This window comes from Hyalangium sp., assembly GCF_045802625.1.
Classification (GTDB): Bacteria; Myxococcota; Myxococcia; order Myxococcales; family Myxococcaceae; genus Hyalangium.
Window position 1 is genome coordinate 48,633 of record NZ_JBJMQP010000011.1, and the last position, 26,722, is coordinate 75,354.

Annotated in this window: 17 protein-coding genes; 10 read left to right on the forward strand and 7 right to left on the reverse strand. The window is 68.9% G+C overall.

Translation table 11 applies throughout. From position 1 onward, the window contains the following. Positions 1 to 60: 60 nt before the first annotated feature. From ACJ8AT_RS02615 to ACJ8AT_RS02625, 3 genes are read left to right on the forward strand one after another with little or no spacing between them, the layout of a single operon-like run. Entirely contained in the window at positions 61 to 795 is a 735-nt protein-coding gene (locus ACJ8AT_RS02615; protein ID WP_407735936.1) for a PspA/IM30 family protein, read from the forward strand. A 27-nt stretch (positions 796 to 822) separates the two neighbouring features. Next, positions 823 to 2,010, forward strand: a complete 1,188-nt coding sequence (locus tag ACJ8AT_RS02620; protein WP_407735937.1) for an ABC transporter substrate-binding protein — start codon at positions 823 to 825, stop codon at positions 2,008 to 2,010. 30 nt (positions 2,011 to 2,040) lie between these two features. After that, positions 2,041 to 2,847, forward strand: coding sequence for a hypothetical protein (locus tag ACJ8AT_RS02625; RefSeq protein WP_407735938.1), 807 nt, complete (start codon positions 2,041 to 2,043; stop codon positions 2,845 to 2,847). 21 nt (positions 2,848 to 2,868) lie between these two features. On the opposite strand, the gene ACJ8AT_RS02630 is transcribed toward ACJ8AT_RS02625, so the two are convergent. Beyond that, entirely contained in the window at positions 2,869 to 3,015 is a 147-nt protein-coding gene (locus ACJ8AT_RS02630; protein WP_407735939.1) for a hypothetical protein, read from the reverse strand. A 216-nt stretch (positions 3,016 to 3,231) separates the two neighbouring features. Here ACJ8AT_RS02630 and ACJ8AT_RS02635 point away from each other — a divergent pair, with 216 nt between their 5' ends. Then, a complete protein-coding gene (locus ACJ8AT_RS02635) occupies positions 3,232 to 3,933 on the forward strand; it encodes a Uma2 family endonuclease (protein ID WP_407735940.1) in 702 nt (233 codons plus the stop codon). A 57-nt stretch (positions 3,934 to 3,990) separates the two neighbouring features. Here the strand turns inward: ACJ8AT_RS02635 and ACJ8AT_RS02640 are convergent, their stop codons facing one another. Continuing rightward, positions 3,991 to 5,094: an alpha/beta hydrolase gene (locus tag ACJ8AT_RS02640; RefSeq protein ID WP_407735941.1), complete on the reverse strand. Its 1,104-nt coding sequence runs from the start codon at positions 5,092 to 5,094 to the stop codon at positions 3,991 to 3,993. Between the two features lie 178 nt (positions 5,095 to 5,272). Here ACJ8AT_RS02640 and ACJ8AT_RS02645 point away from each other — a divergent pair, with 178 nt between their 5' ends. The 6 genes from ACJ8AT_RS02645 (at position 5,273) to ACJ8AT_RS02670 (ending at position 14,266) form a co-directional block, all read left to right on the forward strand. Then, complete coding sequence (locus ACJ8AT_RS02645; RefSeq protein ID WP_407735942.1) at positions 5,273 to 6,982, forward strand: hypothetical protein; 1,710 nt, start codon at positions 5,273 to 5,275, stop codon at positions 6,980 to 6,982. Beyond that, complete coding sequence (locus ACJ8AT_RS02650; RefSeq protein ID WP_407735943.1) at positions 6,979 to 7,674, forward strand: ABC transporter ATP-binding protein; 696 nt, start codon at positions 6,979 to 6,981, stop codon at positions 7,672 to 7,674. The genes ACJ8AT_RS02645 and ACJ8AT_RS02650 overlap by 4 nt, the downstream gene beginning before the upstream one ends. Continuing rightward, a complete protein-coding gene (locus ACJ8AT_RS02655; protein WP_407735944.1) occupies positions 7,671 to 8,951 on the forward strand; it encodes an ABC transporter permease in 1,281 nt (426 codons plus the stop codon). Before ACJ8AT_RS02650 ends, ACJ8AT_RS02655 begins: the two co-directional genes overlap by 4 nt. Next, entirely contained in the window at positions 8,948 to 9,748 is an 801-nt protein-coding gene (locus ACJ8AT_RS02660) for a hypothetical protein (RefSeq protein ID WP_407735945.1), read from the forward strand. The genes ACJ8AT_RS02655 and ACJ8AT_RS02660 overlap by 4 nt, the downstream gene beginning before the upstream one ends. 103 nt (positions 9,749 to 9,851) lie before the next feature. After that, entirely contained in the window at positions 9,852 to 12,446 is a 2,595-nt protein-coding gene (locus ACJ8AT_RS02665; protein ID WP_407735946.1) for a protein kinase domain-containing protein, read from the forward strand. Between the two features lie 62 nt (positions 12,447 to 12,508). Then, positions 12,509 to 14,266: an ATP-binding protein gene (locus tag ACJ8AT_RS02670; RefSeq protein ID WP_407735947.1), complete on the forward strand. Its 1,758-nt coding sequence runs from the start codon at positions 12,509 to 12,511 to the stop codon at positions 14,264 to 14,266. Between the two features lie 149 nt (positions 14,267 to 14,415). Here the strand turns inward: ACJ8AT_RS02670 and ACJ8AT_RS02675 are convergent, their stop codons facing one another. From ACJ8AT_RS02675 to ACJ8AT_RS02695, 5 genes are all read right to left on the reverse strand, one after another. Further along, the gene (locus ACJ8AT_RS02675; RefSeq protein ID WP_407735948.1) at positions 14,416 to 16,401 is read right to left on the reverse strand and encodes a glycosyl hydrolase family 18 protein; all 1,986 of its coding nucleotides are present in this window, start codon (positions 16,399 to 16,401) and stop codon (positions 14,416 to 14,418) included. Between the two features lie 374 nt (positions 16,402 to 16,775). Beyond that, positions 16,776 to 17,381, reverse strand: coding sequence for a sigma-70 family RNA polymerase sigma factor (locus ACJ8AT_RS02680; RefSeq protein WP_407735949.1), 606 nt, complete (start codon positions 17,379 to 17,381; stop codon positions 16,776 to 16,778). A gap of 290 nt (positions 17,382 to 17,671) precedes the next feature. After that, complete coding sequence (locus ACJ8AT_RS02685; RefSeq protein WP_407735950.1) at positions 17,672 to 19,972, reverse strand: AAA family ATPase; 2,301 nt, start codon at positions 19,970 to 19,972, stop codon at positions 17,672 to 17,674. 4 nt (positions 19,973 to 19,976) lie between these two features. After that, positions 19,977 to 23,441 (reverse strand): AAA family ATPase, encoded by a 3,465-nt coding sequence (locus tag ACJ8AT_RS02690; protein ID WP_407735951.1) that lies wholly within the window; start codon positions 23,439 to 23,441, stop codon positions 19,977 to 19,979. Next, on the reverse strand, positions 23,438 to 26,722 hold a 3,285-nt coding region (locus tag ACJ8AT_RS02695; protein ID WP_407735952.1), incomplete at its 5' end, for an AAA family ATPase. The genes ACJ8AT_RS02690 and ACJ8AT_RS02695, both read right to left, overlap by 4 nt.

The window sequence follows — 26,722 nt, forward strand, 5'->3', positions numbered from 1 at the left end:
CCCCGTTAGGATCGTGTAAGGTCCAGTCATCCGAAGTCTCCGGAGGAGGTAGCAGCCAACATGTGGCAACGATTCAAGAGAGCAATGCGTAGCTTCGCGGGCTTCTTCGTCTCCTCCATCGAGGATCCGGAGCTCATCCTCGAGCAGAACGTCCGGGACCTGAACGATCAGGTGCCGAAGATGAACGAGTCCATCGCCATGGTGCGGGCGAACGTGACGCTGCTGGAGAAGGAGAACCAGAAGTACCAGCAGGACGTGCGCGAGCTCACCGCCAAGGTGAAGGCCGCCATCCAGGCGGGCCGGGATGATCTGGCGGGCCAGTACGCCTCGAAGCTGCAGATGCAGAAGCAGGCGCTCGAGCGCAACGAGCAGCAGCTGATGACGGCCCGCTCCGCCTACGACAAGGCGATGAACGTCAAGAAGCTCTTCATGCGCGAGAAGGAGCGGAAGACCCAGGAGGCGATGAACGCCATCCGGGACGCCCGCCGCGCCAAGTGGCAGTCCAAGGTGGCCGACGCCATGGAGTCCTTCCAGGTGGCCGGCATCGACGCCACCCACGACGAGATGCTCCGCAAGGTGCAGGAGAACGCCGCCGTCAACGAGGCGCGCATGCAGATGGCGCTCGAGTCGGTGGATACCCAGTCGCTGGCCATCGAGGAGGATGCCGAGAAGATCCAGGCCAACGAGCTGGTCAAGCAGTTCAAGATGGAGATGGGGCTGGAGAGCCCCGCGCCGGTGTCCGACGTGGGCGCGCCGGCGGAGAAGACCATCGGCAAGAAGGTGGAGGTGAAGTAGCCCTCCCGGAGGGAAGGGGCCGCACCCATGAAGCTGCATCGCGGGCCAGGCCTCTTCCTGTTCCTCACCCTGTGCCTGTTCGGCGCGGGCTACACGCTCGCGTCACGGCTGGGGTACCTGGATCGGCTCCAGGCGCGCCTGTTCCCGCCCGCCAAGGAGGTGATCCGCCTGTCCCCCGGTGACTTCCCCGCCGGGGTGGCGGCCCCGGTGGCGGATGTGGCCTCGGTGCCCCTGCGGCCGGTGTTGATTGGCTTCACCCCGAGGGGCTCCGCGTCCGCGCTGCTGCTGGCCACTGGAGGCTCCACCACGCTGGATGCGCCGGCGGCTCCCCCGGGCGCGGGCCAGGGCCTGCTCAAGACGGCCTATGCGCTGGAGGCGCGCGCCGTGCTCTTCGCTCGGGAGGAGGAGCTGCGGCAGGCGCTGGCCATTGGCGCGGAGAATGGGGGGGTGGACATGGCCTGCCTCTCCGTGGACCGGCTGGCGGCGTGGGCGCCCTCGCTGCGAGACGCGGCGCCGCGCACGGTGATGCTGCTGGGACGCAGCCGCGGGCAGGAGGCGCTGGCGGCGGTGGGCGTGGCGGATCTGGCCTCGCTGCGAGGCAAGCGCATTGGTGTGTACCCAGGGAGCTCCGCGCAGTACTTCTCGCTGTGGGTGCTGTCGCGCATGGGCCTGCGGACGACGGATGTGAAGTGGGTGGACCTGCCCTCCGCGCTGGACGCGGGCCGGGCGCTGCGCGAGGGCCGGGCGGATGCGGTGGTGGGGTTGTGGGGAGACGTGGAGCTGGCCGCCAGAGATCGAGGCGGGACGGTGCTGGCGACCACGGCGGATGCGCCGCACCTGATTGCCACGGTGCTGGTGACCCGAGGCGACTTCGCCGCGCGTTATCCGGATGCGGTGCGCCGGGTGCTGCGCGGGCTGCTGGATGCGGGGCAGAGTGTTCAGAAGGATCCAGCGCAGGCGGCTCGGATGCTGGGGGACGTGGCGCCGTACCTGGGAGACCCCATTGAGGCCATCCGCTCGGCGCCTCCGGCGACGCTGGCGGACAATCGTTCCTTCTTCGGGCTTTCCGGCGAGGCGCCCGTCACCTATGACGAGTTGTTCCAGAGCGCCTCGGCGCTCTTCCAGAAGCTCAAGCGGGCAGGCCCGGTGCCCCCCGCGGAGGACACGCGAGACCTGGGGGCGTTGAAGTACGTGTCGGAGGCTCGCGGACCCTGACGCCCCCTGGAGGGGCAGGAGAGAGATGCCGTGGCGGATTCGCCCAGCTTCATCAAGGCCGCCTTCTTGTTGCCCGCCAACCTGGTGGGCCTGCTGACGGCGGGAGCCTCGTCGCTGATGACGCAGCAGCCGCTGCCCGCGCTGGTGGCGCTGGGGGTGGAGGGGCTGTACCTGGGGATCGTCCCTTCCATGAAGCGCTTCCAGCGGGCGGTGCGCGCCAGGAGTGGGGAGGCCGGGCCGGACTCGGAGCGCAAGGAGATGGACTCGCTGCTGGGGGAGCTGGCGCCCTCGCAGCGCGAGCACTACCAGACGCTGGTGGGGCTCAAGGAGAAGATCCTGGAGAACTACCGCCGGCTGCCGGGGGGCAAGGTGCTGGTGACGGACAGCGAGCCTCGGCTGGATGCGCTGCTGACCTCGTTCCTGCGGCTGGTGTCGGCGCTCAACCACCACCGCACGTACCTGAACAGCACGGACCGGGAGCAGCTGGAGAAGGAGCTGCGCGCGCTGGAGTCGGAGGTGGCGCAGGAGGCCAACCCGCGGCTGAAGGAGGTGAAGGAGAAGCGGCTGGAGATCCTCCGCAAGCGCGTGGCGCGCTTCGAGCAGGCGGGAGAGAGCCGCGAGGTGGTGAGCCATCAGCTCGCGGGGATCGAAGACCTGATGCGGCTGACGCACGAGCAGTCCATCACCATCCGGGATCCCGAGACGGTGAACCGGCAGCTGGACGTGGTGAGCGCCGAGGTGGAGGCCACGGACGAGACGGTGCGCGAGATGGAGCGCTTCATGGACTTCCAGGACGAGGTGGGCAAGCCGCTGCCGCACGGCACGCGGGTGCGGTGATGCCCAGGCCCGCCGCGCTGCTCAGCGCTTGACGACGGCGCGGACCCGCTTGGCCATGGCGGCCTTGCGGCTCGCCTTGTCCGTCTTCTCGGCGCCCTGGGCCGCGCCGGACCCTGCACCATGGGCGGGGTCCTCCAGGGCGTCTCTCCCATGGCAGCAACCGTCCACGGCCGGAGACTCCGAAGACGAAAACGGAGGACATCCCGAGAGTCCCGCGCTCGGTGTGTCGAGGAGCGGACCGGGCGGCCCGTTCCTTGCTCTGGCAGCGCGTCGGGGGAGATTGACGTGCGCGTCTGCCCGCCACACGCTGGCGGTATGGGACGGCATGCACGCGAACGTGGAGGCCCTTTCCCCCAGGCCCCCACGCAGGCGGAGTGGGAAGCGATGGGGCCAGAGGAGCGGGCCCGGGTGGTGGAGTCCCTGCCCGGGGAGGTGACGTGGGACGAGATGGCCATGCCGGAGGGGGACAAGCACTTCCGGGGCAAGGTCCGAGCCCTGAAGATGCTGGAGAGCTACTTCCGTTATCAGCGGCGCAAGGTGTACCTGGGCGCGGAGTTGCCGATCTACTACCCGGGTGAGCGGCGTTTCGCGCCGGACCTGTTGGCCATGCTGGATGTGGAGCCCCACGAGCGGGAAAAGTGGGTGGTGAGCCACGAGGGCAAGGGGCTGGACTGGGTGCTGGAGGTGCACGTGGGCGGCGACCGGAAGAAGGACGCCGAGTACAACGTGGAGCGCTACGCCCGGCTGGGTATCCCCGAGTACTTCATCTACGACCGCTCCCGGGAGAGGCTGGAGGCCTACCGGCTGCCCACCCCCGAGGCGCGGCAGTACACGCGTCTGGAGCCACGGCAGGGCCGGTACGTGTCCGAGGTGTTGGGGCTGGAGTTCGAGGTCGTGGACGAGGAGCTCCGAGTATGGGCCGGCAACGCGCTGCTGTTTGAGCCGGAAGAACTGCTCGACCGCACCCGGGAGAAGTTGGATCAGGCGCAGCACAGAGCGGACGACGAGGCGCTGCGCCGTGAGGCGGCGGAACGTCGCCTTGCAGAACTCCAGGCCGAACTCGAGCGCCTCCAGCGCCGTCAGTAGCCAGGGCCGAGCGCGGCGACGTCCACCTCGGACGCAGCCGCGCTGGCACCGCCGCTCTCAGTACGCCGTGCTCTGCCAGGGGAACAGGTACGTCAGGGGGATGTTCAGCCGCGCGGCCCAGGAGGCCTCGTTGTGACTGCCCCCCTGCGCCACGTAGTAGTACAGGTCCTTGCCCTGCACGTAGCCGTCCGCGACGAGCGCATCCCGCATCCGCGTCGTCTCCGTCAGCCCGTCGTTGTTGGTCCCCGCGTCAATGTAGAAGTTCACCGCGACCTTCGCCGTGGACGCCTCCACCTGCTGCGTCAGCGCCTGGTTGTTCCACCAGAACGAGCTCGACAGCGCCCCCACCTTCGAGAACACCTCGGGGTGCCGCCGCCCCGTGTAGAACGAATCCAGTCCGCCCAGCGACGAGCCCATGATCCCCGTGTTCTTGTTGTTCGTCAGCGTCCGGTAGTTCTGGTCGATGTACGGCTTCACCGTCTCCAGCAGGAACCGCTCGTACACGTCCGCGCCGCCGCCCCCGTAATCCGGATCGCAGCACGGCGTGAGCTCGTAGATGCGGTTGGACCCGCCGTTGTCGATGCCCACCACGATGAGCTCGTCCATCTGCCCGTTGTTGATCAGGCTGTTGGCCGTCTCGTCCACGTTCCACTCCACGCCGCCGAACGACGTCGAGGCATCGAACAGGTTCTGCCCGTCATGCATGTAGAGCACCGGGTAGCGCTTGAGCGGGTTCTGCCCGTAGCTGGGCGGCAGGTAGATTCTCAGCGAGCGCGTGTTGCCCAGCTGCGGCGAGCTGAAGTTGTTGACGTACACCATGCTGCCGCCGCGGGCCTGGAAGAACGGGTAGATGTCCACCGTGGCGCCCGCCTTCACCACGTAGTTGGCGCCTACCGACCACGTGGCGTCGTTGATCAGCGGCTTGAGCTCCACGTCTCCCACGGTGTTGGACCAGGAGTACGTCCAGATGTTCCCCGTGGTCCACGTGGCGTTGATGCCCGTGGTCCACGAGAGCGGCGCCTTGCTGCCGCGCACGCTGATGCGGTTGCCATAGCCCACGTCGTAGTGGACCCGGATCGTGGAGGCCTCGGTGGCCGCCGCGACGAACAGCGCCAACAGGCAGACCAGGGCCCGGGCCTGGCTCGAGACGAACTTGTGCATGGTGTGATTCCTCCCAGTGAGTGGCGCTGGCTGGCGGGGAAACAGGCTCACCCGCCGCAGGCTCGCTGGCCCTGTTAACAGCGTGTCCAGCCTTGAACAAGCCGCCTACTGCGAATATCGCGCCCAGGTGTCAGGAAGAAATTGACTCTGGCCCCGGGTCCGTCTGCACTCCGCCCCCATGCTCCGCCGTGCCTCGTCCTGGTCCCTGCTCCTGCTCGTCTTGCTCGCTGGCTGCTCCCGCTGTGGGAAGGAGAAGGGGCTCACGGGCCCCTCCGGCCAGCCCGCCACCATCGAGCGCTTCCTGCCGCGCGAGGCCCAGGCGGCCATTGTCGTGCCGGATCTCGGGGCGCTCGGGGAGAAGCTGGCGCGCTTCCAGCACCTGAAGATCGCCTCGTTCCTGGCGCAGCTTCAGAACTTCCAGACGGCGGACGCCTATGTCTCCGCGGTGATGAGGCAGGTGGGCGTGGACCTGCGCAGCCGTCAGGCCATGGAGAAGGCCGGGATTGATCCCGGCAAGGGCGCGGGCGCGGCGTTCCTGGCCCAGAACCAGGCCTTCTCGGTGCTCGGGGTGAAGGACGCGAAGGCGCTGGAGGACACATTCGCCAACCTCGCGCGCAACCGCCTCGGCGCTCCCGAGCGCAAGGAGGAGAAGGCCGGAGGCGGCACGCTCGTCACCTTCAGCCGCAAGGGCGCGCCGGCTCCGCAGCTGGGCCTGCTGTTCATCGGCGATTTCGTCCTGGTGGCGCCCGGGACGATGGTGGAGCGGCTGCCGGCGATTGCCTCGCAGCCCTCCGAGAAGTCCCTGGCCGAGGAGCCCGTGCTGGCGGCCTCGCTCGCGCGGCTCCCCAAGGAGCGGGACTTCCACATCTTCCTCCCGGGAGGCACCGATCTGGTGCGCCCGGGCACCGTGCAGGGAGTGACGCTCACGGGGGTCATCGAGGAGGGCGCGGTGACGGTGCGCGCGGATGCGCCGTGGCCGGACACGCAGGAGGCGCTGGCGCCGCTCGTTCCCAAGGACGGGCCGGACCTGCTGGGCTACCTGCCCTCGGACAGCTTCCTGGTGGCGCGCTACCGCGGGGACCCGTCCACGCTCGGCGGCGTGTGGCCGTACCTCGTGGGCCCCTACGTGACTCGCGCGGTGCAGCAGAGCAACTTTGATCTCAAGGGCGAGGTGCTCGACAACCTCCAGAGCGGCGTGGCGATGGGCGTGGCGCTGGCTCCCACGGCCCAGTTCGGCAGCGGCATCCCGGAGCTGGACATCCGGCGCACCAGCCCGTTCCGCTACGTGCAGCTGATGGTCGTCGCCGAGGCCAAGGACGCGGCGAAGGCGGATGCCACCCTGGCGAAGGTGCCGGACATCTCCAGCCACTTCGGCGCGGAGGTGAAGCCCGAGGATATCGGCGGCAAGCGCGTGTACCTCACCTCGTACAAGGCGGGGGAGGGCGCGCACTTCGCGGACGTGGGCGGGAAGCTGGTGCTCGCGGCGCCGCGGGCTCGATTGGAGGCGGCGCTCACGGGCCTCGCGGGCAAGCCGGGGCCGGTTCCCCTGGCGCCGGAGCTCCAGGGCGTGATGAAGGATCAGGTCCTCTCCGTGGTGCTGGATCTGCGCAAGCTGGCGGACTCGGTGCGCAACCTGCCCTCCGAGGCGTGGGGCGTGGGCGGCTTCGCCATCAAGGCCACCGCGGTCCGGTGGATGGAGGCGACGGACGACTTGCACGCGGTGACGTTCAGCCTGTCGCAGAAGGACAAGGCCCTGCAGGCCGAGCTGTCCCTGAAGCTGACGTTCGCCCAGGCGCAGCCGTCGTCCCAGCCGCGGACGCCGGCTCCGGCTCCCTCTCCGGCCCCGGCTCCGAATCAGGCTCAGCCCCAGCCCACCGAGGCCAAGTGATCCGGGCCAGGGACATCGTGAAGGAGTACCACGACGGGGACGGCACGCTGGTGCGCGTGCTGGATGGGCTGGCCCTGGAGGTGGAGCAGGGGGACTTCGTCGCGGTGGTGGGGCCTTCAGGGAGCGGAAAGTCCACGCTGCTGCACCTGCTGGGCGGGCTCGATGTGCACTACACCGGCGAGGTGGAGGTGGGCGGCGTCAAGCTGCGAGGGCTGAAGGATCGCGAGCTGGCGCGCTTCCGCAACACGCACGTGGGCTTCGTCTTCCAGTCCTTCCACCTCATCCCCAACCTGTCGGCGGTGGAGAACGTGCTGATGCCCTCGCACTTCGGCGCCGTTTCCACCGAGGCGCGTAAGCGGGCCGAGGCCCTGCTGGACCGGGTGGGCCTGCTGTCGAAGAAGGACCGGGCTCCGGTGCGCCTGTCCGGCGGCGAGCGTCAGCGCGTGGCCATCGCCCGAGCGCTCTTCTCCGGCCCCAAGCTGCTGCTGTGCGACGAGCCCACCGGCAACCTCGATGCGGCCACTGGCGCGGGTGTCATCCAGCTCTTCCATGAGCTGCACCGCGAGGGGCTCACCGTGCTCGCCGTCACCCACGAGGAGCGGATGAGCACCGCCGCCCGCCGGGTGCTGCGGCTGAAGGAGGGCCGGCTCGTGGAGGAGCCCGTTCTTCCCGCCCCGGGAGGTGCGTCATGAGGCTCGCCGCGCTCTCCCGATTGGTGCGCCTGAGCATCGCCCGCGAGCGCCGGGGCGCGTTCTTCTCCGCCTTCGGCGTGGCCGTGGGAGTCGGGGCGCTCGTCTTCTTCGTCGGCCTGGGGCTGGGCGTGGGCCGAGTCATCCGCGAGCGCATCTTCCCCACCGACGCGCGGCTGGTGGACGTGGTGCCTCCGGCGGTGTCGCTGGGCTCGTTGCTCGGCGGCGGCAAGCTGGACGCGGACATGGTGGAGCGCCTGTCTTCCCTGCCCGGCGTCGAGAAGGTGTACCGGAAGATGAACGTGCGAGTCCCCGCCGTCAGCCGCTACGAGGGTGCCTTCTTCGGCTCCCGGCTGCGCATGGGCATGGAGATCCTCGCCGTGGGTGTGGACGCGGGGCTGGTAGCGGGCGACGTGCAGCTCGGCGAGTTCAAGGATCCAGGGCCGGACAAGCCCATCCCCGCCGTCATCTCCACCCGGCTGCTGGAGATCTACAACAAGACCTTCGCCCCGGCGCGCAAGCTGCCGCAGATCTCCGCGCAGATGCTCGTGGGCTTCGGCTTCCCGGTGGAGTTCAACCGCTCCTACGTGGCGCAGACCGCCGCGGGTCCGATTACCGCCGCGCAGGCGCAGGTGGTGGGCGCCTCCGACCGGGCCCTGCTCGCGGGCATCACCATCCCGCTCGAGACGGCCATCCGCCTCAACAAGGCCTCCGGTGTGGATGCCGACACGTTCACCGGCGTCACGCTGGTGGCGCATGATCCCTCCCAGGTGTCGGCGCTCGTGGCCGCGGTGAAGGAGATGGGGCTGGAGATCGATGATCAGGAGCGGCGGCTCGCGGAGAACGCCGGCGCGGCCGTGACGCTCACCACCTCGGCGCTCGCGCTGCTGTCCATCCTCATCTGCGTGCTGGCCGCGGTGAACATCGCCCATGCGCTCTCCGCCTCGGTGCGCGCCCGGGCCAAGGAGATCGGCGTGATGCAGGCGGTGGGCGCCTCGCGAGCGGATGTGCGCAACATCGTCCTCGCCGAGGCCGGGGTGGTGGGGCTCGCAGGCGGCGCGGTCGGCACCGGGCTGGCGCTCGTCCTGGCGCTGATCATCAACCGGCTCGCCGCGCGCTACCTGCCGGACTTCCCCTTCAAGCCCGACAGCTTCTTCTCCTTCCCGTGGCCCGTGGTGCTGGGCGGCGTGGCGCTCGGGCTCGTCGCCGCGCTCGCGGGGGCCTACTTCCCCAGCCGCAGCGCCGCTGCTACGGATCCGGCTCGGACACTCGCGGGATGACGCTCCCCTCTCAAAAGGTGCTCGTGGCCAACGCCGTCTGCCTGCTGGGGCTCCTGTGGCTCTACGGCGGGGACGTGCACGACGCCCTTCAGGCCCGGACCGCCGAGGCCTCCGCCTTCCTCGATCCGCCTCCCTTCGTCCGCCCCATGGTGGTGCTCGGCCTCGGCGCCGTCGCCCTGGGTGTGACGGTGTGGGGCCTGCTGCGGCGCCGGGGAGATGACTTCAAGGGCTACCGGCTGCTGCCCGTGCTCCTGGTGGGCGCGCTCTTCGTGGATCTGGTGTTCGCAGAGCCGCGCATGCCCCTGAAGTCCGTGGATCTGGCCACCATGTCCCTGCAATACTTCCAGGAGCTGGCGCAGCAGCAGACCACCTCGGACTCCGTTCCCGTGGATCCCGCGGCGCTGCGCTCCGTGCTCGACAAGCTCCCTGGCCGCCCGCCATACCTCGTACGGGGCCAGCCCGCGGGTGCGTACGCCCTCCAGGTCCGCCAGGACTGCGAGGGCCCCGTGCGCTCGGCCCCCGGCCTTGAGCCCGGCACCTTCATCTACTGCGTGGCCCCCGGGAAGAAGGCCGCCTGGATCTCCCTGGTGGGGCTGCCCGCCGAGCGCCGCTTTGGCACTCCGGATGTGGTCTCCGTGGACGGCGAGGCGCGCTTCCTGGTCGTCCAGCCCCTGCCCCCGGAGGAGGAGGAGTCCCCGGAATCGCCCACGTCCTCGCCCTTCCGAGGCGGTGGCAGCCAGCCGCCGCCGCCTCCCAAGCCCGGTGGCGAGGGGCAGGATGCTCGCCCGGCACCCTGAGCAGGCGACTTGCCTACACGCTCCACGAGCAGTCCACGAAGGTTGACCCTGTGGAGCCGCGATCGATAGGCTCCACTCTCAAACCCCGAGACACACGAATCTCGTGACGACCTCTCAACCGAAGCGGCAACCCATCCCGTTTGGGAAGTATCTCCTTCTCGACCGCATCAACATCGGCGGCATGGCCGAGGTGTGGCGCGGGAAAATGTTCGGCGCGGGAGGGTTCGAGCGGCTCGTCGCCATCAAGCGCATCCTCCCCAACATCGCGGAGGACGAAGAGTTCATCACGATGTTCATCGATGAGGCGAAGATCAGCGTCCAGCTGAACCACGCCAACATCGCGCAGATCCACGAGCTGGGGCAGATCCAGAACAACTACTTCATCGCGATGGAGTACATCCCCGGCAAGGACATGCGGGCGATCTTCGACCGCTGCCGGAAGAAGGGCGAGCCTGCGCCCATCCCGCTGGTGGCCTACTGCGTCGCGAAGATGTGCGAGGGCCTGGACTACGCCCACCGCAAGAAGGACGGGATGGGGAGGGATCTCAACATCGTCCACCGCGACATCTCTCCGCAGAACGTCCTCATCTCCTTCGAGGGCGAAGTCAAAGTCATCGACTTCGGTATCGCCAAGGCCGCGGGCAAGGCGACCAAGACGCAGGCGGGCATCCTCAAGGGCAAGTTCGGCTACATGAGCCCGGAGCAGATCCGCGGCCTGCCGCTGGATCGGCGCTCGGACGTGTTCGCCATTGGCGTGTGCCTCTACGAGATGCTCACCGGCGAGCGGCTCTTCGTGGGCGACAGCGACTTCTCCGTGCTGGAGAAGGTGCGCAAGGCCGAGGTGGCCCCGCCCTCCACGTACAACCGCCGCATCCCCGAGCAGCTGGAGAAGATCGTCCTCAGGGCGCTCGCGCGCGACGTGGACGAGCGCTACCAGTACGCCAGCGAGCTGGGCGATGATCTGCAGCGCTTCCTGATCACCAACGAGGCGATCTTCGGCCGCAAGGACCTCATGCAGTACATGAAGTCCACCTTCGCCGAGGAAGTGGAGCGCGAGAAGCAGCGCCTGGCGGAGTACGCCAACATCAAGCCTCCCGAGGGCATGCTCTCGGCCATCGAGGCGGGCTTCAGCGGCTCCTCGCCGTCGGCCACCCTGCCTCCCGCGTCCGCGCCGCCGCCCCAGGCTCCTCCCAGCCAGCCGCCAGCGGAGCCGCTCAAGGCCTCGGGCGCCACGGCGGTGATGGGGCCGGGCGGAGCCAGCAACGAGGCCATCCGCCGCACGCCCTCGCTCACCGCGCTGCCGAAGCTCACCGCCGCCGCGCCCGCCCCGACGCCCAAGGATGACGAGGCCGTCGCGACGATGCTGGTGGACTCGCGCGAGTACTTCGACGACGCGGACGAGCCCACCACGCAGCCGGGCGCCAACGTCGGCCGCGCCGTGACGCCGGCGGAGCAGCCGCAGGTGGGCCTGGGAGAAGGAGAGGCTCCCACCACGGGCAAGACGGCCGTCATTGGCCCGCCCCAGGGGACTCAACCCCCGCGCGTCTCCAACCCGAACATCCCCGTGGTGACGCCCACGCCCAACGTGCAGGTGCGCCCCTCGGTGTTCGGGATGCCCGCGGTGCCAGGGGAGGGCGCTGCCTCGGTCAGCCGTCCGGGTGCAGGCTCCCGGCCGCCGGGAGATGGGCTGCCGCGCATCGTGCGGCCCGAGCCTCCCGCCAACGGGCCTCCCATGCTGAGCCCGACGGGGACGCTCCCGCCTCCTTCCACGCCTCAAGGGCGGCCCGGCCCCAACATGGCCGCGGCTCCCGCGTTCACTCCCGCGCATCATCCTCCGCCTGCCGTCGCCAGGCCCGCGCCGCAGGTGCGGGTGGAGCAAGAAGAGGAGCAGGCGCCGGGGAATGCGCCCGCGCTGCTGTTCGGTCAGAACCGGAACCTGGTCTTCGCGGCAATCGGCGCCGTCGCCGTCATCCTGGTGCTGGTGGCCGCCTTCCTGCTGACGCGGGCTCCCGCTACGGGCTTCATCGTGGTGCAGCTGCCCCAGCAGGTGAAGGGCAAGGCCCGGGTGATGCTCAACTCGCAGCCGGCGTCGGTGTCCGAAGGGTTCGTCCTTCAGCCCATCGCCTCGGGCCCCGTGTCGGTGGTGGTCAGCGCGGACGGCTACACCCCCTTCTCGCAGGTGGTCACCGTCCAGGCAGGCCAGCAGACCACCGTGGTTCCCCAGATGGAGTCCCTGGTGAAGACGGTGTCGATGGTGGTCGCCACCGTGCCCCAGGACGCCGAGGTGAAGCTGAACGGCAAGGTCGTCCGGGAGCAGGGCTCTCAGGACTCCTTCATCAAGGATCTGCCCACCAGCGATGAGATGGCCGTCGAGGTGCGCGCCCCGGGCTTCAAGTCCTTCCAGCGGAAGTACGCCCCGCCCACGGGCCCCGAGCCCCTGCAGGTGACGGTGAGGCTGGAGCCGGCGGAGCTCGCGGTGCGGGTGGAGTCCGAGCCAGCGGGGGCCACCATCCTCGTCAGCGGCAAGGAGCTGGGCGCCGTCACTCCGGCGGTGGTGAAGCTGCCGGCGGGCGTGAAGCAGGTGACCCTGCGGTTGAAGTGCTTCGAGGAAACCGAGCTGCCGGTGAGCCCGCCCGCCTCCGGAGAGTCGCCGGCGGTGGTGAAGGGCTCCCTGAAGAAGCAGCCCGGCTGCAAGTAACCTCGCCTGCCCGAGTGGGGCGGGCACCGGGCCCCTGAGCAGGGGCGGAGGGACGTGCGTCCGTGACGACCAAAGTGCGCAAGAGCAGCAAGTCGGATCCGCTCTCGGATCTGCCTCGGTGGGCGCAGAAGCTGGCGCAGAAGTACTACACGAAGACGGTGTCCACCTTCCTGCTCTATGGGGCGGTGAGGGATCTGCAGCCCCTCACGCTGGAGGACGGGGGGCGGGGCTTCGGCATCCTGAAGACGTTCCTGGCCGAGGAGCTGTTCGGCGGGAGAGATCACGTCATCTTCTATGATCGCTCGTCCGGCATCCGCGCCGCCGCGCCGGAGACGCAGAAGGATCTGCAGCGGGCGATGACGGGGTACGACGCGCTCTACGGCACGGACTACGCCAAGTCGCTGCCGAGGGATCCGGGCCGGGCGCTCCAGATCCTGGAGAACTACCTCCGGCTGCGGCTGGGCGAGGGCAAGTCGCTGGCGCTGATCATCGACTTCGCGGAGACGCTGGTGCCCGGCGGGGAGATGAGCCACCTGTCAGCGGAGGACCGCTTCGTGGTGGCCACGCTGGACAAGTGGGCGCACGATCCGCAGTTCCTGTCCAACGACGTCTCCGTGGTGTTGCTGGCGGAGAACCTGGCGGACATCTCCCCGAGGATCGCTCGCAACCCGTACGTGGCGCCCATCGAGCTGCCGCTGCCGGGCGAGGACGAGCGGCTGGACTACGTGCGCCACAAGCTGGAGGGCAAGCGGCTGCAGTCGGTGTCGGACGTGCCGCTGGCGGCGCTGGCGAAGATGACGGCGGGCCTGTCTCGCATCAACCTGGACCGGGTGCTCACCGAGGCGCTCGAGCGCGAGGTGCGCATTACGCCCGAGCTGCTCAAGGAGAAGAAGAAGGAGCTCATCCAGGCGGAGTGCCACGGGCTGCTGGAGTTCATCGAGCCGGCGCACAACCTGGACGCGGTGGCGGGCCACGCCAAGGCCAAGGAGATGCTGAGGCATGCGGCCAACGCGCTGAAGAAGGGCCGCAACGAGGTGATGCCCATGGGCTACCTGATCAGCGGCCCGGTGGGCACGGGCAAGACGTTCATGGTGACGAGCTTCGCCGGAGAGATTGGAATTCCAGCGGTGAAGTTCCTGAACTTCCGCAGCCAGTGGCAGGGCGTGACGGAGGCGAACCTGGAGCGCATCTTCACGCTGCTCAAGGCGCTGTGGCCGGTGGCGGTGATGGTGGACGAGGCGGACACGTTCCTGGGCAACCGGGACTCGGGCGGGGACTCGGGGACGAGCAGCCGCGTGTTCGGCTCCATCGCGTCGTTCATGGGCAATACGCAGTACCGCGGGAAGATCGTCTGGTTCCTGATGACGGCGCGGCCGGACCTGCTGCCCATCGACTTGAAGCGGCAGGGGCGCGCGGAGGAGCACCTGGCGCTCTTCTACCCGCAGACGGACGCGGAGCGGGACGAGCTGTTCAGGGTGATGCAGACGAAGACAGGCGTGTCGGTGGACGTGCCGTCGTTCGCGTCGTTGATCCCTGGGGGCACGCGGCAGTTGAGCGGCGCGGACATCGAGGCGGTGATGGTGCGCGCGAAGTTCCGGGCGCTGGCGGAAGGGCGGGAGCAGGTGGCCGTGGACGACTTGCGGGCGGTGCTGGCGGACTTCATCCCGCCCAGCTACCCGCTGGAGATCGAGCTGCAGAACCTGGTGGCGGTGCAGGAGTGCACCAGCCGCGAGCTGCTGCCCGAGCAGTTCCGCACCATGGAGCGGGACGACGTCACCCGCCGCGTGCGCGAGCTGAAAATGCTGCTCGAGGAGCAGTGAGCCCCGCCACCTAGGCTCGCTGCGTGTCGCCGCGCCAGCCGTGATCGCGGCGACCCACGTACTGCTACGGCAAGGCGCGCAGGGTGAGGGGATGCGCCTTGCCGGGCCCCGCTCGCTGAACGGGCCGATTCAGCGAGCAGAACCGGCCGCTATGGGCTCAGCTTGCTCCGGAGGGCAGTGAGCAGCGAGCCCTGGGCGTCATCCCCGCTCAGCTCCCAGATCATCGCGCCGCCCAGGTTGTTGGTGTTGATGTAGTCGCCCTTCACGCCGAGCGAGATCGGATCGTCGTAGCTCACCCAGAGCCCGTTGGAGGGGTTGTAGAGGTAGGGCACCTGGGCCTCGGGGTGGCGGCGCTTGATGCCCTGAGGCTCGAGCACGTTGTGGATATAGGAGTAGTCGAACATGCCGCTGGGGCCCGTGGTATCCGCGTTCCCCCACGCCGCGCCCCAGGTAGACTGGTAGAGACCATCCCCCGTGGGGCCCGCCGCCGTGCCCTGCCAGCCTCGGCCGTAGAAGGGCACGCCCACGATGAGCTTGGAGGCCGGTGCGCCCCCGGCCAGGTGGCCCTGCACCGCTTCGTGCGCGCTGTCGCGCAGCGCCTTGGCCGGGTTGGCGGCCTGCTGGTAGAGCGCCGAGTGGAAGTTCGCCGCCGAATCCCAGCCGCCGTGCATGTCGTACGTCATGATGTTGATGTGGTCGAGGTAGGGCGAGATCTGGGCAAGCTGGAGGGCCGTGTAGTTCTTGGGCGATGCGCCGCTGGCGATGCTCAGCTGCAGGCCTGGGCGCACCGCGTCGAGCTGGCGGCGGAACTCGGCCAGCACCGCCGTGAAGTTCGCGCTGTCCTCGGGACGGCCCGGGGTCTTTCCACCCACGACGGGAGACTCCCAGTCCACATCGATGCCGTCGAACACCCCCGCGAGCGCTCCGGCTGGCAGCCCTGGCACGTTGCCGCGGATGTAGAGATCGATGCACGACTGGACGAGCGCCTGGCGCTTGTCCGCGGTGCTGACGGCATCCGAGAAGCCGCTGGAATAGTCCCACCCGCCCAGGGAGATGAGCACCTTGAGGTTCGGGTACCTCGCCTTGAGCTTGCGCAGCTGGTTGAAGTTGCCCTTGAGCGGCTGGAGCGCGTTGTCAGCCAGGCCATCCACGCTGATGGTGGCATCGAAGGGCACCTGGTAGTCGGCCCACGGATCGCCCTGGGCGATGGTGCACCGGCCGTTCACCACGTTGCCGAAGGCGTAGTTGAGGTGGGTCAGCTTCGCGGCGGCTCCATTCGTGACGAGCGTCTTCGGATAGAAGGCGCGGCCGTAGATGCCCCACGAGACGAAATAGCCGACGATCTTCTTGGGAGAGGGCGTGGTGACGGTGAGCGGAGCGCTGCTGGCGGAGCGGTTGCCCGCTGCGTCTCTCGCCTTCACGGTGAAGGTATAGAGGGTGCCCGGCGTCAGCCCGGTCACGCTCACGCTGGTCCCCGCCGGCGAGGCCACCGGAGTGCTCCCGCCGTCCAGGAAGACCTCGTAGCCGGTGACGCCCACGTTGTCCGTGGAGGCCTGCCACGCCAGATCCACACTCCGGGGCGCCTTGCCCAGCAGGCTCAGGCCCGTCACCGTGGACGGAGGTTGCGTGTCTGCCTGCGGCGGCGGGGGCGGTGCGCTGGTGCCCCCACACGACTGGCCGTTGATCGTGCAGTTGAACGGAGCGCCGAGGGTGCCTTGGTGATGGCCGCAGAAGCCGAAGTAGTTCGAGCCACCCGCGGGGATCGTCCCGTTCCAACCCTGATCCTTCACCGTCTGGACCAGGCCCACCGCGGTCCAGTTGCCCTGCCAGAGCGAGGTGATGGTCATGCCGGGGACCAGCTGGAACGTCACCGTCCAGCCGGTGATGTCCTTCCCCGTGGTGTTGTTGACACGCATCTCCGCGCAGTACCCGGTCTCCCAGGTGGTGGTCGTCGCGAAGGTGAAGCCCGTGGTGGCCGTGGACAGCTGCTGTGGGCCGATGAGGGTGAGCGTGGACTGCTCATCAACGGAGGGATCTTCGGAGCACGCTGGAGCTGCACCGAGCGCGAGGATGAGGCCGAGCAGAAGCGAGGGGACAGCACGGTGCCAGCGTGGGGCGGCGGAGGAGAGACGCATGGGGCCTCCTGCGAGAGAACTGCGGCACTGCCCTTTCGGGCAGCGCGGGGGGCGCTTGGGGGGCGCACCAGTACAGGAGGCGCAAAGCCAAATATTCGGGTTTTTGATTGTTGATAATTATGTGTTTCAAACAGTGGTGAAACTCTTCATGCGTGTGAAACACATATCAACCACGCCGGGTCCGGCGCAGGCGCGCGCGGCGCGGGAGTCCTCTTCCTCGAGGGCTTCGGCCATGCACCCCGCTCTGTGCGAAGGACGGAGCGGTGCTGGCGGCTTCGAGCGCGGCCCTCACCATCTCCAAGGCTTGCTGACGCGAGATACGGCGAGCGGGGCCTGCACTGCCATCCAGCGGGAGCAGCAGCCCCCGCAGCTCGTCACGGTCCTGCGTGATGTGGCCCATGCGGAGTCTCCTCCTCAGCCTCCTCTTCCGCGGCCATTGCTCGCAGGGCGGCTCGGCCCAGGCGGAGCCGGCTGCGCACGGTCTCGAGAGGAATGCTCAGCTCCGCGGCCATCTCCGGCACGCTCATCTCCAGCACGTGGTGGAGCACCAGCGCGTGACGCTGCTCGTTGGGGATGCGATCCAGCAGCGTCACCACATGCTGGCGGTGGACATGCTCGTCCAGCGGCGTGTCCTCCGACGGCACCGCCACCAGCGCCTCCGGCGCGTTGCTCCGCGGCCCGCGGCTGTCGCGCATCCGCTTCAGCCAGAGGAACGTCGTCCGGGCCACCACCCGATCCGCCCACGAGCGCAGCAAGCCCTCTCCGCGATACGTGGGGAGCCCATGCAGCAGGGCGATGAGCGCCTCCTGGGAGATGTCCTCGACATCGGAGTCTCCGCGCACCAGATAGCGCACCAGGTTGCGCACGCGAGGCAACAGGTCCACCAGCAGGGACTCCGCCTCGCCGTGCTGCCCCGAGAGGGACGCGCGGTGGTGGAGGGGGCCTCTCGCGCTGCCTTTAACGACTGAGTCTTGAGCCATGCTCGTCATCTCTGGTCATGGAGGGCGCCGGCGGTGAATCCGGGTCACCAGGATTCACAGGAAAAACTCTATCGCCAGACACTCGCCATCGTCGCATGGCTTGAGCAATCATTCTCGGGCGCGAAGTTTCCGCCGCGATCACAAGCGAGCCCATGTGCGCGCGCTCACGGGCACAGCGATGGCGCAAGATTCACGATGGGATGGAGCCCACTTGTGGGCCTGGCTCCCGGGCCATGGTCGGATGCGCGTGCGGGTGCGCTATGCGGCGCTCGCGTAGGCACCCGGGCGAATCAGCCCTCGAGGACAGTTGCGAGCGTCCGCAGCTCCGGCAGCAATTGCCGCTCCGCCGCGCTGCCGGCCACGACCACGGGCAGCATCGCGCCCTCGAGAGAGGCCTCAGCCGAGAGCCTCACCGCGATGGGCGCCATCACCTTCGCCTCGATGAGGCGCTTGAGCGGACGGGCTCCCAGCTTGGGATCGTAGCCATGGCGCGCGAGCCAGGCCCGCGCGTCGGGATCCACCACCAGCCGCAGCCTGCGCCGCAGCAGCCCCGCTCGCGAGGCCGCCTTATGAAGCTCGAGGTCCACGATGCGCAGCACGTCCTCCTCGGAGAGTCGGCGGAACGGGATGACGTGATCGATGCGGTTGAACAGCTCCGGCCGGAACGCCTGGCGGACGGCGCGCAGGAAGTCTCCGGCGCCGCGCTCGGCCCCGTAGCCCATGGGCTCCGACTGCTCGACGCCGAGGTTGCTCGTCATGCAGATGACCGTCATCCGGAAGTCAACCAGCCGCCCCAGGCTGTCCGTGAGCCGGCCTTCGCCCAGGATGCCGAGCAGCAGATCGAAGATCTCCGGGTGGGCCTTCTCGATCTCGTCGAAGAGGACGAGCGACATGGGTTGTTGCCGCACGCGCTCGGCGAGGCTGATGACGCCAGGGCCGACCTCCATCAGCCGCTGGGCCGAGCCGGGCAGCATGTACTCGGACATGTCGAGCCGGATCATCCGGTCCTCGTGGCCGAAGAGCGTGCGGGCCAGCTGCTTGGACAGCTCTGTCTTTCCGACCCCGGTGGGCCCCACGAAGAGCAGCGTGCCCACGGGCTTCTCCGGATCGTTGAGCCCCGCCTTGAAGCGCGAGAGCACTCCGGCGGCCTGCTCGCAGGCGCGCTCCTGGCCGATGACTCCCTGCGCGAGCTGGGCCGCGAGCGTGCCTTGCTCGGCGGGGATCTCATCGCTGATGAGCTGGAGCGGCAGCCCCGTATAGCGCGCGTAGGCCTCCGAGGCGTCGCGCGGGTAGAGCGTCCGGGCCTTGCCGCGCTCGGCCTGCTGGTCCAGCCAGTCCAGGAAGCGGAAGGCCTTGCCGGGGAAGAGCGTATCGCGCTGGAACATCTCCAGGTGCCCGACGAGCTGCCGCAGACCCATGGGGTGGATGCTCACGCGGCTGCGGCGGGTCTCCTGGTAGCGCTGCATCAGCTCCGGCATCTGCATGGCCGAGGGCTCCTCGATGCGGACGACCCGGAAGGGACGCAGGGCCTCCGGGAAGCGGCGCTGGCAGCGCTCGAACTCGGCCTCGGTGCACTCGGCGATGAGGGAGATCTCCTCGCTGGCCGCGGCGGGGATGAGCAGGTCACCAATCGAGGACCCATCCGGCTGCCGCGCCAGGATCGACGTGAGCCGGTCGACGTAGAGGTAGTGGTTCTCGAACGAGAGCGCGTCGATGATGTTCAGGCAGCGCTCCTGCCACATGCCCAGGTACACCATGCCGGCGACGATGCGCTCGGCGCTGGTGCGCCAGATCTTTGGGAACTGGCGCCCCTTGTCCTCGCGCCGTTGCTCCGCGAACCAGCGCGCCAGTTTCAGCACCCAGCTCGTCTTGCCGACTCCCGGCCCCCCCACGAGGAGGATCGACCGGGGCGGCTGCCGGAGCGCGTAGCTGCGCCAGGACTCCAGCTGATCGCCGTCGTAGACCAGCGCGGGGGCGCGGCTCCCCAACGCGCGTGAGGTGAGCTCCTCTCCAACCTGGGTGAGCACCGCGGGGGCGGGCTCCTCGTCCGAGTGGCCCTTGTGCGCCTGCTGCAGTTCGCCCGGATCCCAGCTCTGGACGTACTCCTCTCCCTCGTGGCGGAAGTCGTAGAGGCCCTTGGGCTTCTCGCCCAGCAGCGCGGTGGCGAGCGCCTGCTGCAACACCTCCCGCGCGATGGACAGGTCCTCGAGGAGGAAGGACCAGCCGAAGCGCGGCACGAGCACTCGGTACGCGCCGCTCTCCAGCTTTCCGTAGACGTAGGTCAGCCGCAGCGGGAGCAGCGCCTTGCCAATCACTGGCCGCTTCTGGTGCAGCGTCTGCGGGTGGATCTCCACCGTGAGTGTCTTGGCTTGCAGGGACTCTTCCCACAGGAAGCGGCCGAGCGCGGACGCATCCTCGAGCAACATGTACCGCACGCGCGCCTCCAGCAGCGCGTAGACCTCGGCCTCGCTGGCGCCGTAGGCGGACGGCGCGGGCTGGTCGAAGAAGCTCGTCCAGGCTGGCAGCAGCCGCCCCGTGAGGCGGCCATCGTGGTGGGTGGTGAAGTAGACGCGAAGGCTCTTGTCGCTCATGGAGTCAGGCGCTCCCGTCCGTCGGATTCTGGGTCATGCGCAGCCGCCACAGGGCAGGGAGGGCCTCGGCCGGAGTCCGCACCCGGTGGAGTCCACTATGGGTGAGCAGGTAGTCATCGAGCTCTAGCGTGGACACCGCGTTCTGGCGGGCGGGTGGCTCGAAGCGGTAGGCCCGGACCACGGGGACGGCCGCTTCGGGGTTCTCCGGCAGGGGGCTCACGCCCTGCTGGCGGGCCTTGTGGAAGGCCTGGAGCTTCGCGTCGTGCTGGGTGATCAGCTCCATCGGCGTGGGAGCGGCTTCGCCGTGCACGCGCACCTTGACGATCTCGGGCAGGCGTCCGGTGGACTGCCAGACGTGGAGCCCAGCCTCTCCCTCGAAGAAGGGGCGCACGCCGGGGCCCACCAGCTTGAGCGCGATGTGGATCGGCTCCAGCGGCGCCTTCAGGAGGTTCGGCAGCTCCTGGGGGCCTCCCGAGATGAAGGCTCCACCGGGGAGCTTGGCGGAGAAGCCCTCGAGCTCGCCGCGCGCATGGGCGTAGGCCTCGAAGAGCCAGAGGGCCAGCATGGAGCCGCCGCCTCCCTCCTGGCGCCACTGCCCGAGCGGGAGCAGCTCCAGCGTGATCGCATGCTGGTCGGAGCGGGCGAGATCTCGAAGGATGCGCCGCAGGAAGTAGACCTCCGCGAGCGCGTCCAGCAACTGCTCGCGGGAGACGACCCTCACGGGCTCGAAGGCTCGCCTGTCAAAGAGACGGATGCGCCCGGCAACCCCTCTCTCGACGTGGGGTGGATTGTTCATGACGCTGAAGCGCTCGACTTCGATCATCTCCCGGGCCTCTTCCTCGGGCGCTCGGGCGAGGGCCTCCAACCGGCCCGCGAACTCCTCCAGGTACAGCCGCATCGCGTCGAGCGTGTAGAGCGACTCGGCGTGGTCCCGCTCTCCGGCCTGGAGCCTGGCGAGGTGGAAGCGGACCTGCTCGGACAGCGCGCCGAGGTTCTCACTGTGCTGGATGCGCTGCACCTCCTCACGCACCTCGAGCACCTTCTCGCGCAGCTTCGCGACAGGGAGCGTCAGGAGCGGCTCCAGCGCGAAGCCCTCGACCGCGGGCTCGCGGGGCACGAGGGCATCGGTCTGCACCTCGAAGTGGCCGTCCCGGGTATAGAGCTGGAACAGCCGCATCAGCGCCTGGGGGCCGCGGATGATGGCCTCGGAGAGCACCTGGCCGACCTTCTCCTCCAGGTAGCGCTTGAGGGGGCGGGCGCCCAGGGCGGGATCGAAGGACTCCTCGACGATGCGGCGCTTCACCGCGTCATCGGCTGACACGAAGATGTTTCGGGAGGTCAGGCCACGTCTCGCCAGCAGCCTCGCGAGCTCCTTCTCGACCACCTTCTCTCCCGACTCTCGCGACAGCGGCGAGAAGTGCACGATGCGGTCGATACGGTTGAAGAGCTCGGGTGGGAAGAACTCTCGCACCGCCCGGTCGGAGTCGAGCGCCACGGACCGGGCATCCTGCTGACCGATGCCCACCGCGGCCTTCTGGCGCGCGCCCAGGTTGCTCGTCATCACGATGACCGTGTGCGTGAAGTCCGCTGTCTCTCCCGAGGCGTCCGTGAGCCGGCCCTCATCGAACGTCTGGAGCAGCAGGTTGAGCAGCGCGGGGTGCGCCTTTTCGATCTCGTCGAGCAGCACGAGCGTGAAGGGCTGCTCGCGAACCAGCCGCGTCAGGCGGCCCTCCGGCTGCCACGCATCGCCAGTGAGCCGAGCGACCGCATCCGGCGTCTGGAACTCGGCCATGTCGAGCCGCACCATGCGCGAGGCGTCTCCATACAGGTAGCTCGCCAGGGCTCGCGCCAGCTCCGTCTTTCCGGTCCCCGTCGGTCCAGTGAAGAGGAAGACGCCATAGGGCCGCCGAGGATCGGTGAGCCCGGAGTGAATGCGGACAATCAAATCGCTGGCCACCTCCACCGCCTCGGGCTGGCCCATCACCTTGCGAGCGAGGGCCGTCTGGACGTCGGCCGGGTCCAGCCGCTTGTTGGGGTGGAGCAGGAAGTCCGGCAGGCCCGTCCTGCGCGACAGGTGCTCGAAGAGCAGGCCGGAGTCCACCTCCCGGCTGTTGCCGCCGTAGTCGACGGCTAGCTCGCGGAGCAGATCCAGCGCCTTGCCCGGCATCGCCGCTCCCGCGAAGAGCGAGCCGGCCTGTTCGAGCAGGGTAGGGAAGAGCGTGGGCTCCCAGGCGATGGTGTGCCGGAGCTCCAACTCGCGGGACTCGTGCAGGAGCATCCGCAGTGTCTCGTCGGCGCTGGTGGGGCGGACGTGGAGCTGGGTGAAGAGCGCGGCGAAGGAGGGCGAGTCTGTCTCCAGCCTCTGGAGCTGCTCGGGCGTCACCGCGCCGACGAGCGTCAGCTCCCCTCGCGCGAGCGGTCCCTGGAAGAAGAGGGCGAGGTTGGCGTCGCTGTCCCGCGAGCGGCCGATGCGCCCGAAGGCGTGAATGTCTTCGATGAAGAGGATGCGCCGTCCGCCGCGCGAGTCCTCCAGGAGCTTGAGGCAGCGCTGCTCCCAGTCGCCGACGTAGCTCATGCCCGCGATGATCCGCTTGCCCGCGATGGCCCAGACCTCGGTCACCTTGTCCAGGTTGCGGTGGCTGCGGAAGTCCTCGGCCTCGAGCTGGTCCGCCACGAAGCGCTTGAAGAGCGTTCGCTTGCCGGAGCCCGGTGGCCCCACGAGCAGCACGGGCGTCCGCCGCTCTCCACCGAGCAGGAACTGGAGCTGCTCGCGGTAGGGACTGCGCGGCATCCCGGTGTCGAGCGTCTCCTCCGCTGCTTGGACGGTCAGGTGGGTGCCGAGGTTGTTCAGCACCTGGAGCCCACCGCTCGACTTCTTCTTCTTCTTGCCGGTCCGGTCCGTCAGCTCGAGATCGTCCCAGGGCCCCTTCTTCTTGCCGAGCTCGTCGAGCAGCGACTTCGGCCGCGCCACGAACGAGACGGCCTGGAGGCTGTCCTTGCGGCCGGAGCGCAGCGCATCGAGCGCGTATGCATCCAGCTTCGCCCAGGTGCGCGTGAAGAAGGCCTTGGCCTGGTCCTCAAGGCTGAACTCGGTATCCACCGGGAACCACTCATCCTGGCGCGCGGGATGGTAGGCGATCGTCAGCGATTCGGTGCGCGTGCGCATCCGCGGCTCGAGGATCAGCGGAAAGACGCCGGCCAGCTTCCGAGTCTCGGAGTCGGCCTGGACGCGCTTGAAGTCCAGCTCCAGCCGCAACCGCTCCAGGCGGATTCCGCGCGGCATCTGGAAGTACGACAGCTCGCGGACGGGCAGCTCGCCGATGATCGTCCGGAGCTCATCCACGAGCTTGCGCTGCAGCTTGACGGTGTTTTTGCCCGAGCGGGTGCGGGTGTACGGCCCGAGCCCCAGGGTGGTCCACTCGAGCCCCGAGGCTCCCCGGTTCTGGTAGATGGCGATGGAGAGGTTCATCGCTTCGCCTCCCGGACCTGATCGAGCTCGAAGGAGAAGAGGCCCTCGCGGTCGAGGCCGCCGGAGCGCTCGGCCTGGTCGATGTGTTCGAGCAGGATGAGCTCCAGATCCGGGAAGTAGCCCCGCGAGCCAGGCTTCATCAGCCGCGCGCCGTTGCACAGCTCGATCTTTCCGTCGGAGAGGTGGTCGCGGGTGGCTGGCATCAGCCGGAGCTGCTTGAGCGGAGGAGGGGTGGGGGGGCTGATGGCAGGTAGCCCCAGCTCCTTCTCGGACAGGCTGCTGCGCATTGCCACCGGCTTGATGATGAGGAAGGGCGGGGTCTCACTTCCCTCTGACGGCTGGAAGCGGTGCACCCCGGCCTCCAGCGCCAGGAACACTCCGGCGTTCGGTCCGTGGGCGAAGAGGAGGACCTCGTGGAAGCCGCGCTCGGGGTTGCCCAGGGCCTTCTTCGTCAGCTTCTCCGGGCTGAGGGGATCGCTCCACCTGCGCCTGCGATCGCTGCTCTTGCTCGTCACGGCTGGCCGGACGTCGATCATCCAGCCGCGCCTCGGTGCATCCTCCAGCAGCGGCAGGAGCCAGCGCTCGAAGCCGCGTGCCTCTCCAGCCTCTTGGAGCACCAGGGTGATGTCATCGCGCTTGGGTTGCAGCGCCAAGAGCACCGCGGGCATCTGCCGCCGGAGCGCCTGAAGCTGTGTGTTCGCATCGTCCACGAAGGGCTCGACGTCCTGTTGCTCGAACAGCGCCATCAGCGCCAGCTCCTCGGCGGCCACCAGCGCCGAGCGGAGCTGCTGCGCGTGTCTCCAGAGCCCATCGAGCCGGTGGTGCTCTCCGCGCAGGTTCGCCATCGTGAGGGCTCCGGGGCCGCGCTCTTCCCGCTCGCCCTGGGAGAGCTGGGCCACCAGGAAGCTGATCTGCTCCTCCAACTGAACCACCGCGTCGAGCCGGAGGAGCCCGTCCATGGCCCGTCGCTCCGCCTGGAGCTCTCGCACCATGTGGAGCTGGTTGCGGGTGGTCCGGGGGCTCCCCTTGTGCAGCTCCACCGCGACGGAGCCCTCGCGCAGGGTGAGCTCCACGCGTCCACCCTGAGCCTCGGGCCCCGCCGCGGAGAGCGCTCGCGCCACGGGGACGACGAGCTGCTGGTCCAGATGCCTGCGCATGGCGCGTGCGCCATAGGCTTCTTGGTATCCGGACTCGGCGAGGGCGGCGGTGGCCTCGGCCGGTAGCTCGAGCACGATGCCGCGCTGGAGCAGGCCGCGCCGCTGCCGCAGCTTCTCCACTCCGAGCCGAGCCACCTCCGCCACCTGCTCGGAGGTGAGCGCGTGGAAGGGGATGATCTGGTCGATGCGGTTGACCAGTTCGGGCCGGAAGTGCCGGTGGACCTCGCGCAGGTAGTGCGCTGTGTCGTCCGCCGCCGTCGCTCCGATGCCGATGGGGCTGCGCCGGTGGGATGCACCGAGGTTGCTGGTCATGATGATGAGGGCGTTGTGGAACCAAGCGGTGTGTCCGCGGGCATCGGTGAGCCGCCCCTCGCCGAAAACTTGGAGGAGCAAGTCGAAGACGGCGGGGTGGGCCTTTTCGATCTCATCGAGTAGGAGCACGCAGAAGGGCTGCTGGCGCACCCGCCGCGTGAGCAGACCTTCGCCCTGCTCGTTGCCACGGATGAGGCGGTCGGCGGACCAGGCGTCCATGAACTCGCTCATGTCGAAGCGGAACAGCCGCTCGGGCGAGCCGAAGAGGAAGGTGGCCAGCAGCCGCGCCAGCTCTGTCTTGCCGACGCCGGTGGGGCCTACGAAGAGGAAGGTGGCCAGTGGTTTGCCCTGGGGCTGCAGGCCCGCCTTGACCATGCACAGCGTCTCGACGACGCGGCGTACGGCGAACTCCTGGCCAATGAGCTGGCGGCGGAAATATGCCTCGACTTCTCCGGCGAGCAGGGCACGGTCCTCGCGCAGGAGGAACTCGGGCACGCCGGTCTTGAGGCTGAAGAGCGAATAGACACGCTCGCGGGTGAGCACGGGCGTCTTGCCGTCACCGGTGCGTTCCTGCTGGAGGCCCGCACGCATCTCCTCATAGAGCCGGAGCGCCTTGCCCGGCAGCGCGCGGCTGGGGAGGTAGCGCTCGGCCAGCTCCACGAGCGGCGCCACGGCCTCATCCGCCAGCGTCGGCCGCGAGGGCTCCTCATTCCGTTGCCAGGCCACCCGCGCCCGCAGCGCCTCGCAGGTGGCCTTGGTCCCGAGCGGCTCGAGGCGCACGCGCGTCAGCAGGGAGAACAGGCCCGGGTGGCGGCTCTCGAGCAGATCGAGCGACTCCGGAGCCAGCTCTCCGAGGAACCGTACTTTGCCTTCCTCCAGGAAGGGCTTCATCGCTCCCGGCAGATCGATGGACTCCGTGGAGTGTTGCGCGAGCAGCTCCCCGAAGTTCTCGAAGTAGAGCAGGGCGTTCAGGTCCTGCGCGGCGCGCATCACGCGCAGCACACGCTCCTGCCACTGCCCAAAGCCGGACATGCCGGCGATGAGCCGGGAGCCGCTCGTGGCATAAACCCGGTGCTCGCGGCCCGCCTTGCGCTCGGCGCGGAGCCACGCCTGGAGCAGCTCCGTCTTGCCCGACAGCTCCGGGCCCACGAGCAGCACGCCCTGTCGCTTCTCGCCGCCGAGCAGGTTGCCCAGCAGGGCCAGCTCCGTGTCCCGGCCGATGAGCGGGGGGCCGCGCTTGGCCTCGTCACGCGTGTGCAGCGGGGTGGAGACGGAGAGGAGGACCTCGTGGGCCTGATCACGCACGAGCTTCTCCTGCAGCTTCTTCCGGGCCTGCCGAGCCTTGTCGCCGAACGCATCCTGGCGCCGGAGCTTGAGCTGCACGGTCTCCAGCTTCACGGCCTTGGGCGGCAGCAGCCGCAGGTACTCGTGAGAGGTGGGCTCGCGCGCCGCGAGCAGGCGCTCCACGTCCGTGCGGACCGCTTCGAGGACGTCCTGGTTGCGCCCCACATACACGGTGTGGTCGAGCGCGGGGATGAAGGCCCAGGTCTCCTGAGGCAGTGGCACGACGAGCGTGGCCAGCTCGAGCGTCTTCGGCTTGAAGAGGCGCTTGGGCAGGTCCGCGCGAGGTGCCAGCACCTCGATCATCTCGATGCGGACCTGCTCGGGCAGGGCGAAGTGGGCGAGGACGTCGGGCTCCGCCCGAGAGAGATACTCCTCGAGGAAGAGCCGCTGCTCCGCCAGACAGGCCTCCTGGGTGGGTGCGTGGCTCGTCAGGGAGGGAGCGGCGACGGGGAACGCCTGATGCGCCCC

Coding starts and splice junctions, on each gene's coding strand:
- ACJ8AT_RS02615 (WP_407735936.1), top strand. CDS start 61: ATGTGGCAACGATTCAAGAGAGCAATGCGTAGCTTCGCGGGCTTCTTC.
- ACJ8AT_RS02620 (WP_407735937.1), top strand. CDS start 823: ATGAAGCTGCATCGCGGGCCAGGCCTCTTCCTGTTCCTCACCCTGTGC.
- ACJ8AT_RS02635 (WP_407735940.1), top strand. CDS start 3,232: ATGGGGCCAGAGGAGCGGGCCCGGGTGGTGGAGTCCCTGCCCGGGGAG.
- ACJ8AT_RS02640 (WP_407735941.1), bottom strand. CDS start 5,094: ATGCACAAGTTCGTCTCGAGCCAGGCCCGGGCCCTGGTCTGCCTGTTG.
- ACJ8AT_RS02645 (WP_407735942.1), top strand. CDS start 5,273: ATGCTCCGCCGTGCCTCGTCCTGGTCCCTGCTCCTGCTCGTCTTGCTC.
- ACJ8AT_RS02655 (WP_407735944.1), top strand. CDS start 7,671: ATGAGGCTCGCCGCGCTCTCCCGATTGGTGCGCCTGAGCATCGCCCGC.
- ACJ8AT_RS02660 (WP_407735945.1), top strand. CDS start 8,948: ATGACGCTCCCCTCTCAAAAGGTGCTCGTGGCCAACGCCGTCTGCCTG.
- ACJ8AT_RS02675 (WP_407735948.1), bottom strand. CDS start 16,401: ATGCGTCTCTCCTCCGCCGCCCCACGCTGGCACCGTGCTGTCCCCTCG.
- ACJ8AT_RS02680 (WP_407735949.1), bottom strand. CDS start 17,381: ATGGCTCAAGACTCAGTCGTTAAAGGCAGCGCGAGAGGCCCCCTCCAC.
- ACJ8AT_RS02685 (WP_407735950.1), bottom strand. CDS start 19,972: ATGAGCGACAAGAGCCTTCGCGTCTACTTCACCACCCACCACGATGGC.
- ACJ8AT_RS02690 (WP_407735951.1), bottom strand. CDS start 23,441: ATGAACCTCTCCATCGCCATCTACCAGAACCGGGGAGCCTCGGGGCTC.